This is a genomic window from Celeribacter arenosi, assembly GCF_039539485.1.
Lineage (GTDB): Bacteria > Pseudomonadota > Alphaproteobacteria > Rhodobacterales > Rhodobacteraceae > Celeribacter > Celeribacter arenosi.
This window is the reverse complement of sequence record NZ_BAABDF010000007.1, coordinates 1,391,087-1,407,472: the sequence shown is the minus strand read 5'-3', so window position 1 is coordinate 1,407,472 and position 16,386 is coordinate 1,391,087. Positions and strand designations below refer to the sequence as shown.

At 57.6% G+C, this 16,386-nt stretch carries 17 protein-coding genes; 11 read left to right on the top strand and 6 right to left on the bottom strand.

The genetic code is table 11. The features are described from left to right. Positions 1–26: 26 nt before the first annotated feature. Positions 27–1,841 carry a translational GTPase TypA gene (typA, locus tag ABD815_RS14570; protein WP_344848313.1) on the bottom strand — a complete coding sequence of 605 codons (1,815 nt, stop codon included), beginning with the start codon at positions 1,839–1,841 and terminating at the stop codon, positions 27–29. 205 nt (positions 1,842–2,046) lie between these two features. On the opposite strand from typA, the gene ABD815_RS14565 reads away from it, so the two are divergent. Beyond that, on the top strand, positions 2,047–3,111 hold the full coding sequence (locus ABD815_RS14565) for a YjgN family protein (RefSeq protein ID WP_344848310.1): 1,065 nt from the start codon (positions 2,047–2,049) through the stop codon (positions 3,109–3,111). Next, on the top strand, positions 3,095–4,132 hold the full coding sequence (locus ABD815_RS14560) for a M48 family metallopeptidase (protein ID WP_344848307.1): 1,038 nt from the start codon (positions 3,095–3,097) through the stop codon (positions 4,130–4,132). The genes ABD815_RS14565 and ABD815_RS14560 overlap by 17 nt, the downstream gene beginning before the upstream one ends. Before the next feature lie 22 nt (positions 4,133–4,154). On the opposite strand, the gene ABD815_RS14555 is transcribed toward ABD815_RS14560, so the two are convergent. From ABD815_RS14555 to ABD815_RS14545, 3 genes are all read right to left on the bottom strand, one after another. Further along, on the bottom strand, positions 4,155–4,769 hold the full coding sequence (locus tag ABD815_RS14555) for a YitT family protein (protein ID WP_344848304.1): 615 nt from the start codon (positions 4,767–4,769) through the stop codon (positions 4,155–4,157). A 47-nt stretch (positions 4,770–4,816) separates the two neighbouring features. Beyond that, positions 4,817–5,440 (bottom strand): YitT family protein, encoded by a 624-nt coding sequence (locus ABD815_RS14550; protein ID WP_344848301.1) that lies wholly within the window; start codon positions 5,438–5,440, stop codon positions 4,817–4,819. 214 nt (positions 5,441–5,654) lie between these two features. Beyond that, on the bottom strand, positions 5,655–6,869 hold the full coding sequence (locus ABD815_RS14545) for an NADP-dependent isocitrate dehydrogenase (RefSeq protein WP_344848298.1): 1,215 nt from the start codon (positions 6,867–6,869) through the stop codon (positions 5,655–5,657). 361 nt (positions 6,870–7,230) lie between these two features. On the opposite strand from ABD815_RS14545, the gene ABD815_RS14540 reads away from it, so the two are divergent. The 9 genes from ABD815_RS14540 (at position 7,231) to ABD815_RS14500 (ending at position 14,923) form a co-directional block, all read left to right on the top strand. Continuing rightward, positions 7,231–8,139 (top strand): collagen-binding domain-containing protein, encoded by a 909-nt coding sequence (locus ABD815_RS14540; protein ID WP_344848296.1) that lies wholly within the window; start codon positions 7,231–7,233, stop codon positions 8,137–8,139. 109 nt (positions 8,140–8,248) lie between these two features. Further along, the gene (locus ABD815_RS14535; RefSeq protein ID WP_344848294.1) at positions 8,249–8,935 is read left to right on the top strand and encodes a hypothetical protein; all 687 of its coding nucleotides are present in this window, start codon (positions 8,249–8,251) and stop codon (positions 8,933–8,935) included. Positions 8,936–9,039: 104 nt separating this feature from the next. After that, positions 9,040–9,501 carry a 50S ribosomal protein L13 gene (gene rplM, locus ABD815_RS14530; RefSeq protein WP_344848291.1) on the top strand — a complete coding sequence of 154 codons (462 nt, stop codon included), beginning with the start codon at positions 9,040–9,042 and terminating at the stop codon, positions 9,499–9,501. 3 nt (positions 9,502–9,504) lie between these two features. Next, positions 9,505–9,993, top strand: a complete 489-nt coding sequence (rpsI, locus tag ABD815_RS14525) for a 30S ribosomal protein S9 (RefSeq protein ID WP_344848289.1) — start codon at positions 9,505–9,507, stop codon at positions 9,991–9,993. A gap of 199 nt (positions 9,994–10,192) precedes the next feature. Beyond that, entirely contained in the window at positions 10,193–11,260 is a 1,068-nt protein-coding gene (locus ABD815_RS14520) for a GSCFA domain-containing protein (RefSeq protein ID WP_344848286.1), read from the top strand. Continuing rightward, entirely contained in the window at positions 11,257–12,078 is an 822-nt protein-coding gene (locus ABD815_RS14515) for a hypothetical protein (RefSeq protein ID WP_344848283.1), read from the top strand. The genes ABD815_RS14520 and ABD815_RS14515 overlap by 4 nt, the downstream gene beginning before the upstream one ends. Before the next feature lie 73 nt (positions 12,079–12,151). Next, positions 12,152–13,048 carry an ABC transporter permease gene (locus ABD815_RS14510; RefSeq protein ID WP_344848280.1) on the top strand — a complete coding sequence of 299 codons (897 nt, stop codon included), beginning with the start codon at positions 12,152–12,154 and terminating at the stop codon, positions 13,046–13,048. After that, positions 13,045–13,845 (top strand): ABC transporter permease, encoded by an 801-nt coding sequence (locus ABD815_RS14505; protein WP_344848277.1) that lies wholly within the window; start codon positions 13,045–13,047, stop codon positions 13,843–13,845. The genes ABD815_RS14510 and ABD815_RS14505 overlap by 4 nt, the downstream gene beginning before the upstream one ends. A gap of 1 nt (position 13,846) precedes the next feature. Next, positions 13,847–14,923: an ABC transporter ATP-binding protein gene (locus tag ABD815_RS14500; protein ID WP_344848275.1), complete on the top strand. Its 1,077-nt coding sequence runs from the start codon at positions 13,847–13,849 to the stop codon at positions 14,921–14,923. Positions 14,924–14,938: 15 nt separating this feature from the next. Here the strand turns inward: ABD815_RS14500 and ABD815_RS14495 are convergent, their stop codons facing one another. Together ABD815_RS14495 and ppk2 are read right to left on the bottom strand one after the other, a co-directional pair. Next, positions 14,939–15,556, bottom strand: a complete 618-nt coding sequence (locus ABD815_RS14495) for a TetR/AcrR family transcriptional regulator (RefSeq protein WP_344848272.1) — start codon at positions 15,554–15,556, stop codon at positions 14,939–14,941. After that, a partial coding sequence (gene ppk2, locus ABD815_RS14490) for a polyphosphate kinase 2 (RefSeq protein WP_344848270.1) occupies positions 15,553–16,386 on the bottom strand: 834 nt, incomplete at its 5' end. The genes ppk2 and ABD815_RS14495, both read right to left, overlap by 4 nt.

Genomic DNA, 16,386 nt, shown 5'->3' with positions numbered 1-16,386 from the left:
GCGCGTCGTCTGATTGTGTAAAGGACTTACGCAGAGCGCGCTTGGCGTTTGCGCTCATGCGGGTCGAGAAAGCGTTTGCGCAACCGGATCGATTGCGGGGTCACTTCGACCAACTCGTCATCGTTGATATAGGCGATGGCTTCTTCGAGCGAGAGCGTGATCGGCGTGGTCAAACGCACCGCTTCATCCGTACCCGAGGCGCGAACGTTGGTGAGTTTCTTGCCTTTGAGCGGGTTCACTTCCAGATCGTTGTCCCGGCTATGTTCGCCGATGATCATGCCCTGGTAGATTTTCGCCTGCGCACCGATGAACATTTTACCGCGATCTTCGAGGTTCCACAGCGCATAAGCTACGGCTTCGCCATCTTCCATGGAGATCAGAACACCCTGACGACGGCCGGGGATCGCGCCTTTGTAAGGGGCCCAGTCGTGGAAAACACGGTTGAGAACGCCAGTGCCGCGCGTGTCGGTGAGGAATTCGCCATGGTAGCCGATCAGGCCGCGCGACGGCACATGCGCGATAATGCGCGTTTTGCCGTTCTGCTGCTTCATCTCGGTGAGATCGCCTTTGCGGGCGCCCGTCAGTTTTTCGATCACAGCGCCGGAGTATTCGTCATCCACATCGATGGTGACTTCTTCAATCGGCTCGAGCTTTTGACCGTCAACTTCGCGCATAATCACCTGCGGGCGCGAAATCGACAGCTCGAAACCTTCGCGGCGCATGTTTTCGATGAGCACGCCCATCTGCAATTCGCCACGCCCGGAAACCTCGAAGGCCTCCCCACCGGGGGTGTCGGCAATTTTGATCGCCACGTTGGTTTCGGCTTCTTTCATCAGACGTTCACGGATGACGCGCGACTGAACTTTTTTGCCTTCGCGACCGGCCAGCGGGCTGTCGTTGATGCCAAAAGTAACCGTGATGGTGGGCGGATCGATCGGTTGTGCTTCGAGAGGTTCTTCGACCTCCAACGCGCAAAGCGTGTCGGAAACTGTCGCTTTGGACATGCCGGCGATGGAGACAATGTCACCTGCAATTGCGGTGTCGATTTCCTGCATGCCGAGGCCACGGAAAGCTTGGATTTTCTTGACCTGAAACTGCTCGATCTTCTGACCGCTGCGTGTGAGTGCCTGAATCGTCGCACCGGTTTTGAGTTTGCCGGTCTCGACACGGCCCGTCAGGATGCGTCCGAGGAAGGGGTCAGCGCCCAGTGTGGTGGCCAACATGCGGAACGGTTCGTCCTGCTTTTTCAACTGCTTGGGGGCAGGGACGTGGTTGACCACGAGGTTGAAAAGGGCGGAGAGGTCTTTGCGCGGGCCATCGAGTTCCGCGTCACACCAGCCGGAGCGACCGGAAGCGTAGAGATGCGGGAAGTCGAGCTGGTCTTCGTCGGCGTCCAGCGAGGCAAACAGGTCAAAGCATTCATCGAGCGCACGGTCGGGTTCGGCGTCCGGTTTGTCGACCTTGTTGAGCACCACGATCGGGCGCAGGCCGAGGGCGAGCGCTTTGGACGTCACAAATTTGGTCTGTGGCATCGGGCCTTCGGCGGCATCCACCAACAGAACCACACCGTCGACCATCGACAGGATGCGTTCCACCTCACCGCCGAAATCGGCGTGACCGGGGGTGTCGACGATATTGATGCGGTGACCTTTCCATTCGACAGAGGTCGCTTTTGCGAGAATGGTGATCCCGCGTTCGCGTTCGAGGTCATTTGAATCCATGGCGCGTTCGGTCGTCGCCTGGTTTTCGCGATAGGTGCCCGACTGTTTGAGCAGCTCGTCCACAAGTGTGGTTTTGCCGTGGTCAACGTGGGCGATGATGGCGATATTGCGCAGATCCATTGGTGCGTGTCTTTCGTGCCTATGTGCTTGGTTGGGTGCCGCCTAACGCGAGATTGCGCAAAAGGCCAGCCGAAAACGCTGCATAGCTGCAACGGAGCGCGCGACCGTGCGTCTGTGCCGCGAATTTTCTTCCGCATGATGTCTTCACGTGGCAGTTGTTTTACAACAATTTTTGGTCAAATGCACACGTCAAGAGCGAGTTCGAATGCAGACATCTCCCGAAATCACGCTTCATCCTGTCAAATTTACCGGCTCGGCGCGCGCCTATTTCGGGGTGTGGCTTTCCAATCTGCTGCTTTCAGTTGTGACATTTGGCATCTATTCGGCTTGGGCGAAGGTGCGGCGCAAACGGTTTTTCCACCAGAACACCGTGATTGACGGGCGCCGGTTCGATTATCATGCGACGGGCAAACAGATTCTGATCGGGCGGGCCGTGGTCTTTGTCGGCTTCATTATCTATTCGGTTCTGTCCGCGATCCCGTTGGTCGGGATTGTTCTGGGTGTTGCGTTGCTTTTCGCCTTTCCCTGGTTCCTGTCGCGATCCTTGCGCTTCAACGCGCGCTCTACGTCGTTCTCGGGTGTGCGTTTTGGGTTTTCGGGAACCTATTGGGGCGCATTCCGAGTCTATCTGCTCTACCCGTTTCTGGCGTTGTTCACCCTCTACCTTGCCTATCCCTTCGTGATCCGCGCCCAAAAGAACTACTCTCTCGGCGGCCATAGCTATGGCACGGCAAAGTTCACCTTTGAAAGCCGCATCTGGCCATTCTACAAGGCGGCGCTGCTGGCCGCGTTGTGTTCGATAATCATTATCGTTGTCGGGGTCGCGTTCATGTTTTCTGCGGGAATGTTTGTTGGACTAACCGAGGTTCTGAACGGCGCGGAGCCTGACCCAACCCAGTCTTTGATATTCCTTGCGATTATGCTGCTGGTGTTCATCGCGGTTTTGCCCGGTTATTTCATCTACTCCGCGTTCATCCGCAATACAGTCTATGAGGCGACGATGCTGGAGGGTGGGCATGGCTTTATCTCCACGGTGCGCCCTCTGCGATTGATGTGGATTGCGCTTTCCAATGCGATTGTAAGCGTGTTGACCCTGTTCTTGATGGTGCCATGGGCGGAGGTGCGGATGGCGCGCTATCTGGCGGACTGCACGGACGTCGAAGTTGTGGGCGACCTTAATCATTTCGTGGGTGTGGAATCTGACAGGGTTTCGGCCTTTGGAGATGCATTCACGGATATGGAGGCCTTTGATTTTGGCATCCCTGGCTGATCGCCCCGTGTCATTCGGCACGTTGACGGGCGTTGCTTCGCGGGCAGGGGCGTCGCATCGCCAGCCCGCCCGATATGTCATCGACCAGTCCGGCGCACGTCTCGTCGGCGAGAATGGAGAGACCCTCGTGCACGGCATGCCGGTGCGTCGCGAGGCCAGTTTTGGCGGAACGCTCGATCTCGACCTGCCCGATGGCTGGCGCTTTTCCACCGAAGACATCAAAGGCGCGCGTGCGGTTCTCGGCGAAGAACCCGGCGCGTGGCTGAGCAATCTGGAATCCTGGCACCCGCGTTTGGTGTTGGTGTTGATCGGCTGTCTTTTGGGGGCCTACGCGATTTGGCGGTGGGGCCTCAATGTTCTGGTCACATTGGCCATTACGGTGACGCCACCCACGCTGGTCGGGGCAATTGACCGCGGGAACCTCTCGGCGATGGATCAGTTTCTGGCGGAACCCACAGCTTTGTCGGCGGTAGAGCAGGCGCGGGTGCGCGGGATTTTCGACAGTATCGCAGCGGCAGCACCGCAAAGCGACTTTGGCCCTTACCGTCTCGAATTCCGCGATATGCCCGCCGTTGGTGCAAACGCCTTTGCCCTGCCGGGCGGGACGGTTGTTGTCACGGATGACATGGTAGCGGAGTTCGGCGGCGACGATATCCTTGCGGGCGTTATCGGGCACGAATTGGCACATGTGTCAGAGGAACATTCGTTGCGCCAACTATATCGGTCGCTGTCCGTCTATCTCCTGATCGCGCTCATTGCCGGCGATGTGGGGCCGATTTTGGAGGACGTGCTGCTCGAAGGGTCCGCGATTGTGTCCCTGTCGTATTCGCGCACCCATGAGGCAGATGCGGATGCTCTGGGTGTGGCCACTGCGCGGGTGGCCGGATATGACCCTGCCGCATTGGCGGAATTCTTCAGGCGTCTGGAGGCGGAGTACGGCGATGGAGGGCCCGCGTGGCTCTCGACGCATCCCGCCAATGCAGACCGGATTGAACAGATCGAACGCTTGGCTGCAGAGTGACGCGCCCGCAAACCTGACGCGGTTACATCGCGATGTAGCGATCGCGCCGGTGGTTAATGGCGATGACCAAATTCACGACCACCGCCCCGACGAGGGAATAGAGAACCAGCGGGAGCGGCAGAATGAAGGCGGCGATGGCAAACAGGACCGCATCAAAGGCCAGTTGCGAGTAGCCTGCCTTTACCCCGGTCGCGTCCTGAAAATAGAGCGCAAGAATGCCGATCCCGCCGAGCGAGCCGCCGTGTCGAAAGATGGCCAGCAGGCCGGCACCCGTCATCAGACCGAAGAGAACCGCGCCGAACAGGGGATCGATCCGCTCAAAAGCGACCAAGGTCGGGAACAACTCTGCAAACGCCGAGATCAGAGCGACGTTGACGAATGTGCGCATCACGAATGCGCGCCCCATGCGTCGGTAAGCGAACCAGTAGAAGGGCAGGTTGACCACAAAGAACACCCAGCCAAAGGGCCATCCGGTGACATAGGAAATAAGGATCGCGAGGCCCGCGGTCTGACCGGTCACAAGCCCGAGCGTGCGCAGCATCACCAGCGCAAAGGCGCACATGGCGGTTCCGAACAGATAGCCCTGCGCGTCATCAAGGAGCGAGTGGCCGGCGGCTTTTTGATCTTCGTTTTGCATAGGGCCTTTTGGTCCTGCACGCGGGCAGGGGCAAGGTGCATTCGCGCCTATCCGGCGATGTAATGGTCTTGGCGATGGTTAAAGGCGATAACGGCGTTCAGGATCAGCGCACCCAATAGGGAATAGAGTACGCGGTCGAGCGGGAAGAGAAAGAAGGCGACGGCGAAAAGCGCGGCGTCAAAAGCGATCTGCACATAGCCCGCGCGGATGCCGAAATTTGCCTGCGCGTAGAGGGCGATTACGCCCAACCCGCCCAGAGACCCTTTGTGGCGGAACACCCCGAGCAGACCGAAACCCGTCAGGATGCCAAAGGCGACGATACCAAAAAGCGGGTTCAGTGTCTCAAAGCGCATCCAGTCTGGGATATAGGCCATAAGGAGGGAGAGCGCCGTCACACAGAGCGCTGATTTTATTGTGAATTCCGGCCCCATCCGAAACCAGGCCAGAATGTAGAAGGGCACGTTGATGAGCCAGAAGACCCATGAAAATGACAGGCCGGAGAGGTATGAAATGACCAGAGCGAGGCCTGCGGTCTGGCCGGTGATAAACCCCAATTGAGTGATGAATGACAGCCCGATTGCCGTTGTAATGAGACCGATGGCAAACCCCTGCACATCCTCAAAGAGGGTGTGTTTGGGCGGGTTCTGCGGGATTGGAAACGGTGCTGGCATGCTGCCACTTTAGGACAGCTATATTGACCTGTCTAGATGAGTCGGCGGTGCTGTGCAGGGGTGTTGGTTGACGTAGTGTCAATAGGGTCTCGACCGCGACGACGTCGTCTTTACGCCATGTAAAAATACCAGCGGTTTCTTTTCATTACGGCGAGGGTGCCCATAGAAAAACCCGCCCGAAAGGGGCGGGTTCGCATTTCAGATCGGGACGGATTTAGCCCACCAGCGCTTTGTTCAGGTTCTCGTCGATCTTTTCGAGGAACCCCATGGTCGTCAGCCAGCTCTGGTCCGGTCCGACGAGCAGGGCGAGGTCCTTCGTCATGAAACCGCTTTCGACGGTATCGACAATGACTTTCTCGAGCGTGGTGGCAAAACGCATCAGTTGCGCGTTGTCGTCGAGTTTTGCGCGGTGCTTCAACCCGCCGGTCCATGCGTAGATCGAGGCAATGGAGTTGGTCGATGTGGCTTCGCCCGCCTGATGTTGGCGATAGTGGCGCGTGACGGTGCCGTGGGCTGCCTCGGCCTCGACGATCTTTCCATCGGGCGTCATCAATTGCGATGTCATCAGGCCGAGAGAGCCAAAGCCTTGGGCCACGGTGTCGGATTGCACGTCGCCGTCGTAGTTTTTACAGGCCCAGACGAATTTGCCCGACCATTTCATCGCGCAGGCGACCATATCGTCGATCAGGCGGTGTTCGTACCAGATGCCGGCCTTTTTGAAGCCATCTGCGAATTCGGCCTCGTAGACTTCTTCAAAAATATCTTTGAAGCGGCCATCGTAGGCTTTGAGGATGGTGTTCTTTGTCGACAGGTACACAGGCCAACCGAGGTTGAGGCCGTAGTTCAACGAGGCGCGCGCAAAGTCGCGGATTGAGTCGTCGAGGTTATACATGGCCTGATAGACACCTGCGGAAGGCGCATCATAGACCTCTTTTTCGATCACCGTACCGTCGGCGCCCTCATATTTCATCGTCAACTTGCCCGGCCCGGGGAAGGTGAAGTCGGTGGCTTTATACTGATCCCCGAAAGCGTGACGGCCGACGACGATCGGATGGGTCCAACCGGGAACGAGGCGGGGGACGTTTTTACAGATGATCGGTTGGCGGAAAACCACACCGCCGAGGATGTTGCGGATCGTCCCGTTGGGCGATTTCCACATCTTCTTGAGATTGAACTCCTCGACGCGCGCCTCATCGGGCGTAATGGTCGCACATTTGACCGCGACGCCGACTTCCTTGGTCTTTTCTGCCGCGTCGATGGTGATCTGGTCATCGGTGCGGTCGCGCTCTTCGATGCCGAGGTCGTAGTAGAGCAAATCAATATCGAGATAGGGAAGGATCAGCTTCTTCTTGATAAAGTCCCACATGATGCGGGTCATCTCGTCGCCATCCATTTCGACGATGGGGTTGTCTACCTTGATCTTCGACATGCGCGGGGCACTCCTAGGGTTTTCGGGAATCTCTCTGTGGCGGGTGTAGCGCATCAGGAGGCTGTCGTGAAGACAGTATACCTTCGTATACTAAGCGCCGCGCGTGATTCTTGGTTAAGCTGCCTTAAAATTGACGTTCCAGAATGGAAACAATGCAGGGTAGGGCGAAATTGTGTTTCGTAACGTTACGTTAATAGGTCCCAAATCTGCCCTTATTCAGTTGCTGCACTTGCATAACATTCATTTGCTACGATATATGAGCGGCAAGACCCAAACCGATTTGGATGACCAAAACGGCGAAGAGTTTGTGAAATGTGATTAAGAGTGCGGATGCGTTTCTTCCGTTTACGAGGGGCTAAAAATGAAGACTTTGTTTACTACCGCTGCGGTTCTGCTTGCTGGCACGATCGGCGCACAGGCGGCTTCTTTGACCGCTGTTGAGCTGATGAACCAATACGTTCTCGTCACCGAGGGTGACGTGACTGGCAATAACCTCCATGTTCATGGGCGCGCCCTCGTGGGCGGCAACATCGACATGAATGGTTGGGCCGAAATCAACAACGTGAACGCAGACGAAGCTCCGATGGTTGCAGATTCCGTCTTCGACGAACTCGTTGTCCTGGGCGATATCAAAAGCGACACCCGCGTGAACCAGAGCGGCGACGCCGCAGTTCAGGGTTCCACGAACGGCAAGCTGTACTTTAACGGTGGCTCGCTTAGCTCTTCTTTCGCCGCGCCGGAAAACTTCGTTTCTGTTCTCGAAACCCTGTCGAGCGATCTCGCAGGTCTGGAAGCAACCGCACTTACGCCAGCTCATAACAAGCTGTCGATCACAGATGGCGGGATCTACTCGATTTCCGCAACTGATCTGGCGAAAGTCGGTGGCTTCAACTACAGCTTTGATACCGATGAAACGGTCATCATCAACGTCACCGGCGAAGCTGCAACGTTCGAAGCCAACGCAGAAGGCATGGGCAAAGATCTTTCGCGCAATGTGATCTGGAACTTCCTGAGCACAACCACCGTGTCCCTAAAGTCGTCGATTTATGGCACAGTTCTGGCCATGGGCGCTGAGGTCAAATTCACATCTGACATCGAGGGTTCGCTCCTCGCCCAGTCCGTATTTGCCGGCGCACAGGTTCACACGCAATCCTTCCGCGGTGACCTTCCGGAAACGCCCGAGACTCCGGTTGTTCCACTTCCGGCTGGCTTCCCGCTGATCCTGACTGGCCTCGGGGCATTTGCTCTGCTGCGCCGTCGCGCAGCATAAGCCTACCAAACAGAATACAAAGGGCGGTCTTCGGGCCGCCTTTTTTGTTTCAGCCGGAAAATTGCGTTATCACCATGTCCATAGGGCAAACGGAATTGAAGGCACAGCAATGGCCAAGATAATTGCATGGATGCGTCACCATCCGGAGGGGGGCGCATTTTGGGGGGCTCTGTCTCTCATGGGGTTTCAGGCACTTTATTACATCTGGCCCGGGGAGTGGTCTTTGCGCCTCGTGAGCGCGAGTGTTCTCATTTCCGGTGTGATCGGGCTCGCGCTCTTCGGGGCAGAGGGGCTATCCGCCGATCTCGACCCCAAACGGGACCGCTACCTGCATTTTCAGTCTCTGATGCGTTTCGTCCTGCCGATCGCCTTCTTTTTCATGCTCGACGGGACGACGTTGGAGGGGGGGGAGCCTTGGGCCGAGCTCGGCATCATGGTCGTCGTGCTCGGTGGGGGTTACTACCTGTTGCGACTGGACCAGAGGTGGGATTTCGCGGGGATATGGCATCGTGAGACGTTGCGGGATCGTGGCGGCCTTCTGTGGGGTTTGTGGCAGGTCTGGCCGGTGATCTGTCTTGGGTTGGTGATCGGGCTTGGCCTCGCGGGGTTCAAGGTTCAGATCGTTGCCCTGATCGGTGCGCTGTTTATGGTGTTCGAGCCACGGTATCGCCATCGTATCCATCAGCCGCGGTGGTTTCCCATGACACGGCTCGCGTTGATCGCGGTCCTCTCGGTGGGCGGCGTCATTCTGTGCTATCCGCCCGAAATGTGGGGTAATATAATACCTAATTTTTAGGGCATTGATTTTGAACGTTTTTTCGGAATATTGCGCTCTTGACGTGGGCTGCCAAACCTATAGAACTCGCGCATCCGAATTCCCATCCGTAAGGGTAGATATACATGAACACCTTCTCCGCAACTCCCGCGGACATTGACAAGAAATGGATCATCATTGATGCCGAAGGCATCGTGCTGGGTCGTCTTGCTTCAATCGTCGCGATGCGTCTGCGTGGCAAACACAAAGCCACCTTCACCCCGTCCATGGACATGGGTGACAACGTAATCGTCATCAATGCTGACAAAATCCAGCTGACCGGCAAGAAACGCACAGACAAGCGTTTCTACTGGCACACTGGCCACCCGGGCGGCATCAAGTCCCGCACGATGCAGCAGATCCTCGAGGGCAACCACCCCGAGCGCGTTGTTACCAAAGCAGTTCAGCGTATGCTGCCGGGCAACAAATTGGCCCGCACGCAGATGACCAACCTGCGCGTTTATGCCGGTTCCGAGCACCCCCACGAAGCTCAGAAGCCGGAAGTGTTGGACGTTAAGTCCATGAACAAGAAAAACACCCGGAGCTAATCCATGGTTGATGAAATCAAATCCCTCGACGAGCTGAATGCTGTCGCCGGCGGTGACGTCGCTGTGGCTGAAGTTGCCGCACCGCGTGTTGCTGTTCGTGACGAACTTGGCCGCGCATATGCGACCGGTAAACGGAAAGACGCGGTTGCACGCGTTTGGATCAAACCGGGCTCCGGTAAGGTCACTGTCAACGGCAAGGAAATGGGCACCTATTTCGCCCGTCCCGTGCTTCAGTTGATCGTCAAACAGCCTGCACAAGTTGCTGGTGTTGAAGGCGAATTCGACGTTGTTGCGACCGTTAAAGGTGGTGGACTTTCCGGTCAGGCCGGTGCGGTCAAGCACGGCATTTCCAAAGCTCTGCAGCTTTACAACCCCGAACTGCGCGGGGCTCTGAAAGCCGCGGGCTTCCTCACACGCGATAGCCGCGTTGTTGAGCGCAAAAAGTTCGGTCGCGCGAAAGCACGTAAGAGCTTCCAGTTCTCCAAGCGTTAAGCTTCTGCAGGACTTGCTACGATTTTGGGCATCCGGGAAACCGGGTGTCCTTTTCTGTTTAGGGGCCTTGGTGGCAGGGTCGGTTTGATGTCCGGGGCGGCCCTATGTGAGGCCGCAAAGCCGCAGATGGGTGAGGATGGGAGGTGAGAGCGGTGCACGGCCTCTTGGCAGGGGGGATCACCGCCGCCATAATCCGCCAATGAGTGCCCATCATCCTTATGCAGATTTACCTGATAGCCGGTTCTGGCGTGCAGGGGTCGTTGAAGCGGACCGTCTGGCGTGGCATGACCTCTATTGCCCGAAATTTCCCGTCACCGCGCAAACCGAGATTGCCACGGCAGGCAGTTGTTTTGCCCAGCACATTGGGCGCGCCCTCGCCGGTGCCGGGGTTGTGCCCCTTAACGGCGAACCTGCACCCGCCAGCATGCATCCCCAAACCGCAGAGCGGTTCCAATATGGCCTCTATTCTGCGCGATACGGCAATATCTACACCGCGCGGCAGTTTCGCGAATTGCTCGACGATGCCGCGACAGGTCATGTCGATGACCGGTTGATCTGGCGGGCAAGGCGGCGGTTTTTTGATGCCCTGCGCCCGAGTGTGGAACCCGACGGGTGGATTAGCCAAGCCGAAGTCATGGCCATGCGGCGCGATCACCTGATGCGCGTTCAGGCGGTGGCGGAGTCGGCAGATGTGTTCGTCTTTACGCTCGGTCTGACAGAGGCATGGATTGACACAGCGACCGGTCGAACGGTGCCAACGGCCCCCGGGGTGATCGCGGGCCGCTACAAACCGGCGCAGGTGCGGTTCCATAACTATTCCTACGACGAGATCATGGAGGATCTGGCGGGTATTCGTGACGCGCTGCAGGTGGCGCGGGCGGGGTCCAAGTTGTTGCTGACTGTATCGCCAGTACCGCTTACCGCGACGGCGAGTGGGGCACATGTTCTGGCGGCGACCCAGCTGTCCAAGGCGATTTTGCGCGCCGCCGCGGGGGATTTCGCGGATGCGCATGATGATGTGGACTATTTTCCTTCCTACGAGATCGTCACAACCCACGCCAGCGGCGAGATGGCATTTGCGCAGAACCGACGCTCGGTTCGCCCCGAAATGGTCGCACGTGTCATGGATGTCTTTCTCAGGGCGCACGGGTTGGAGCCCTCCGAGCAGGGACCGAAACCGTCCTTTGACGCCAGCGAGCCTCAAGATGCGGATGAGGAGGATGCACTGGTGTGCGAAGAGGCGTTGTTGGACGCGATGAGAGAATGACAGGACGCAGGATCGCACTGGTCGGAAACTCACATATGGCGGCTTTGGCCTCGGCGACCAAGCGCCATGGGGACAGGTGGCCCGATGTCCGTTTCGACCTCTTCGGTGATCATACAGCGATGGGAAAGTTCACCGTGCGCGAGGGCCTCGTCCAGAGTGAGGATGCCGAGGCGCGCGCCTCAGTCCATCGACTGTGCGGTCGCGATGTGCTCGACCTTGCCGACTATGAGGCGGTCATCCTGACGGGGCTGCAATTCTCCGTATTCGCCGCCTTGCGACCCTTTCGTGACGTCGTCGTGACGTCCCAGCCGTCGATCACCGATGTCGCGGCATTGGCGGGTGGGGAGCACCAGTTGGTCTCGTTTGGCGCGCTCGGCGCGATGGTGGAGGATTTTCTTTCCCAAACGCCGGGGTTTGCTCTGGCGCGAGACATCGCCGCCACGGGCCTCACGCAGGTCATCATCGCGAGCCAGCCACGCCCCTCCATCGCCGCCCGTGAAGACGCCCGTCAATTCAATCGACTAAGGACTCTGGACCGAGATGGGGACGGGGCCTTTGCGAGCCAATTTGTGGACAAACGCGCCGCTCTTCTGTGCAAGGCTGCGGGTATCCGGTATCTGCCCCAACCGGGCAAAAGCATCACGCACAATTTGTACACCCGACACCCTTTCATGCGAGGGTCTGTGCGACTGGCCGCCCGTGAGGGTCTTTCGCATGGTCGAGAGGATGTCATACACGCAAACGCGGCTTTTGGAGCCTTGGTGATCGATGATGCCCTCAAAACTCTCGAAAGTGCGAAAGACGCGCCGGCGGTGTAGAAAACCTCTTGCATGCGGTTGTGAAAAACGGAAACGATCTGCGAACGTGATTATGTGGGGAAGATGCATTTCGATGCAGATGGGCGATCGATTGAGGCGGTTCTTCCGCTCTGATGCCGGAGCGGGGGCAATGCTCGTGTCGCCAACCGCGCTATATGCGCTTTTGTTGCTGGCGGTGCCTCTCGCCGCGATCGTGATTATTTCGTTCTGGACCCAGACCGGTATCCGTGACTTTGACACGACCTTCACGCTCGCAAACTACAAAGAAGCGCTGAGCGAGCCGCTCTATCGCCAATTGATGCTGCGGTCCTTGATGGTGTCGGGTCTGGTGACATTGATCACCGTCGTGCTGGCCTTTCCGGTCGCATATTTCGTGTCCTTTGCCGTCCAACCTTCGCGGAAATCACTGTGGATTTTCATCATCACCATCCCGTTCTGGACCTCCTATCTGATCCGCGTGTTCCTGTGGAAGGTGATTTTGGGGTTCAACGGTGTTCTTAATTCTGGCCTGCAAGCTATTGGGATCATTGATGAACCTCTCACGTTCATTTTGTACAATGTGAATGCGGTGATCATCACCTTGGCGCATGCCTATGCACCATTTGCGATCCTGCCGATCTTTGTGGCGCTCGAAAAGATTGACCGCTCACTTCTCGAGGCTTCGCGGGATCTCGGTGAAAGCCGTGTGATGACTTTTCTTCGCGTGACGCTGCCTTTGGCGATGCCCGGTGTTGTGGCGGCGATCCTGATCGTGTTCATCCCGACCATTGGCGACTACGTGACGCCCCGCCTTGTTGGCGGCCCGGGCGGGTTGATGATCGCCAATATGATCCAGACCCAGTTCCTCAGGCTTAACAATGCGCCATTGGGTGCGACACTCGCGGTGCTGGCTATGCTGATCGTGGCGGTTATTGCGGTGATCTTGATGCTGCTCGCGCGACGAGCAGCGGGTGGGGGGCGTCGTCGATGAAATCGCTAAAGGTCTACGTCCTGGTCTATCTGGTGTTTCTCTATGCGCCGATTTTCCTGCTCCCGCTCTTTGCGTTCAATTCGTCAACCATCATTGCCTTTCCTTTGGAGAGCTTCACGACGGAATGGTTCACGGCACTCGGCGGCATCAAAGAAATGCATGGCGCAGTCATAAATTCGCTGCAGATCGCTGTAACCTCGGCGGTTCTGGCGACGATGTTCGGGATTTTCGCAGCCATGGCGGCCACGCGCTACCCGTTCCCGGGCCAGAAAGGCATCATGGGTTTCATCATGTTGCCGCTGGTGTTGCCGGAGATCATCGTTGCGGTTTCGCTGTTGGTGGTGATCCTGCGTTTGGGCATGTCGCCGGGGGCTTGGTCCGTGGTGGCCGGTCACACGTTGATTTGCACGCCCTTCGCGATTGCCATTCTCCAGTCGGCCTTTGCCGCGCTTGATCCGTCGTTGGAAGAAGCGGCCTATGATCTGGGCGAAACACGTGTTTCGACGTTCCGCCGAGTGACCCTGCCGCTGGTCATGCCGGGGATTATTTCGGCGCTGTTGATCTCTTTCACGATCTCGATGGACGAGTTCATCATCGCATTTTTCCTGACAGGCTCGGACCCGACGCTGCCGGTGTATCTGTTCTCCATGCTGCGTTTCCCGAGGCTGTTGCCGGCGGTAATGGCATTGGGGACGATCCTCGTAGTGCTTTCCATCATATTGATTACATTTGCAGAAATCATGCGCCGGCGCGGCATTGCGCGTGCGGGCAAGACAGATACCGGAGGCTTCCTCTGACATGACCGCCCCTCTCATCCACCTCCAGAATGTGCAAAAGCACTATGGTGACTATCACGCCCTTCGCGACATCACCCTCGACATACAAGAGGGCGAGTTCTTTTCGCTGCTCGGGCCATCGGGATGTGGAAAGACCACGCTCCTGCGCACGATTGCAGGCTTTGAGGATTACGACAGCGGCTATGTTATGCTCAGCGGTCAGGACATGCGGGGCGTGCCTGCCAACAAACGCCCCACCAACATGGTGTTCCAGTCCTATGCGATTTTTCCTCATCTGAGCGTTGCGCAAAACGTCGGTTTTGGTCTGCGGCGCCGACGCGATATTGATGCGGCGGCCAAGAACACGCTCATCAATGAAGCTCTCGAAATGGTTGGTCTGGATGGCTACGGCGCGCGGGCTGCGCATGCTCTTTCGGGTGGGCAACGTCAGAGGGTTGCCCTTGCACGTGCCCTTGTGTTGCGCCCGCGTGTGTTGCTTCTCGATGAACCGCTTTCTGCCCTTGATCGTAAAATGCGCGAAAAGATGCAGGTCGAATTGATCAAGCTGCAGCGCCACGTTGGCATTACCTTTGTCCTCGTCACCCATGATCAGGAAGAGGCATTGGTGATGTCGGACCGCATTGCGGTAATGTTCGAGGGCGAAATCGCGCAATGTGACGATCCCGAAATCCTCTACCGCCGCCCGAACTCCAAACGGGTTGCCGATTTCATCGGGGTGATGAATTTCCTGCCTGCGACGATGTCGGGGCATGAGGTCGATGTGGCCGGACTCGGTCGCACGGAGATCACACCAGATCAGGCGCCACAGGGGCTGCCATCGGGCAATGTGACGGTGGGCCTGCGCCCCGAGACGTTGACCTTGCTCTATGAGGGGCAGACGGCCACGCACCGCGAGGCGCCCGGTGTGATTGAAGAGGTCGTCTACTACGGCGACATGACCTACTATGACGTGCGTCTAGAGGGCGTCGAAAAGCCCGTGCGCCTGTCGATGCGCAACCTGTTCGGGCGCGACGTTTTGGAAGTCGGGCAGGCCGCGCGGGTGAGTTGGTCACCGGGGGCTTTGGTGGTTTTCGCCTGACGTGAGGTCGCTGGCCTATTCGTCTTCTGGCAGCAACCCCAGTCCACGCAAATAGATCAGGATGCCCGTTTCGAGCAGATCCTCAGGCGGGAAGGGGCTTTTGGTGCCGGGGCTTCCGCGTGCGAATAGTTCGACCACGCCATGCGACATTGCCCAGATATGGGCGGCAAACATCTGCGAGGGTGGGCGTTTGTCGGCGGGGATGTGTTTGGACAGCTCCACCGCCGCCTTTTCCATGATGCCATGCGCGCGCGATGCCAAAGTGAAGAGTTCCGGCGTGCGCTGCATTGAAATGCCGCTTTCGAACATGGCGATGTAGTGGCCGGGATATTTGCGCGCAAATGCGAGATAGGCGCGACCAGTCGCCTCGAAAGACGCCAGCGCGGATGGCTGACCTTTGTCGTAGGCGTATTCCATCACATCGGCAAAAATCGCGTAGCCCTGTAGGGCGATTTCCGCAATCAGGTCTTCGCGTCCTTCGAAATGGCGATACACGGCCGCTGGCGTGACGCCAGCAGACTTTGCCGCCTCGGACAGGGTGAAACCCGTCGGGCCCTTTTCCTCGATCAGGTTCAGGGCCGCATCGACCAATGCCTGTTTCAGGTTTCCGTGGTGGTAGCCGCGTTTGCTCATTCCGCCTCTTTACCGCTCAGCAGCATGTCCGGACCACCAACAATCTTCGTGTCGATTTCGCCCAGAGATTTGGATTTTTTGCCCGCATAGTCGAGTTGCGTCAGAACCGCGCGGATCGCATTCAGGCGTGCGCGGTATTTGTCATCGGACCGGATGATGGTCCATGGCGCAACCTCGGTGTGCGAGCGGGTCATCGTCTCTTCGATGGCCTGCGAATACTCGTCCCATTTGGACAGGCCCGCAACGTCGATGCCCGATAGTTTCCACTGTTTGAGCGGGTCTTTTTCGCGCGCGAGGAAACGGCGCAGCTGTTCGGCGCGCCCCACGTTCAGCCAGATTTTGACCAGATGAATACCCTCGTTGACGAGCATGTCTTCGAATTCGGGCAATTGGTGGAAAAAGCGTTCGCGTTCATCGTCCTTGCAGAAGCCGAAAACCTTTTCCACGACACCGCGGTTGTACCACGAGCGGTCGAACAGGACGATTTCACCGGCCGTGGGCAGATGGTCGATATAGCGTTGGAAATACCATTGCCCGCTTTCGCGTTCCGTGGGTTTGCCGAGTGCAACGACACGCGCAGAACGCGGGTTCAGGTTTTCGCGCAACCGTTTGATTGTGCCCCCTTTACCTGCCGCATCACGCCCTTCAAAGACCACGACAACGCGGGCACCGCTTTCACGAATGCCTGACAACATTTTTACCAGTTCGCGCTGCAGATCTTCCATCTGCTCTTCGTAGTCGTCCTTGTCCATCCATTTGTCGTAGGGATAGCTCGGAGACAGAATGTCCTTTTTGCCGCCCTTTTCGATGGCGTCACGAATTTGCTTGGG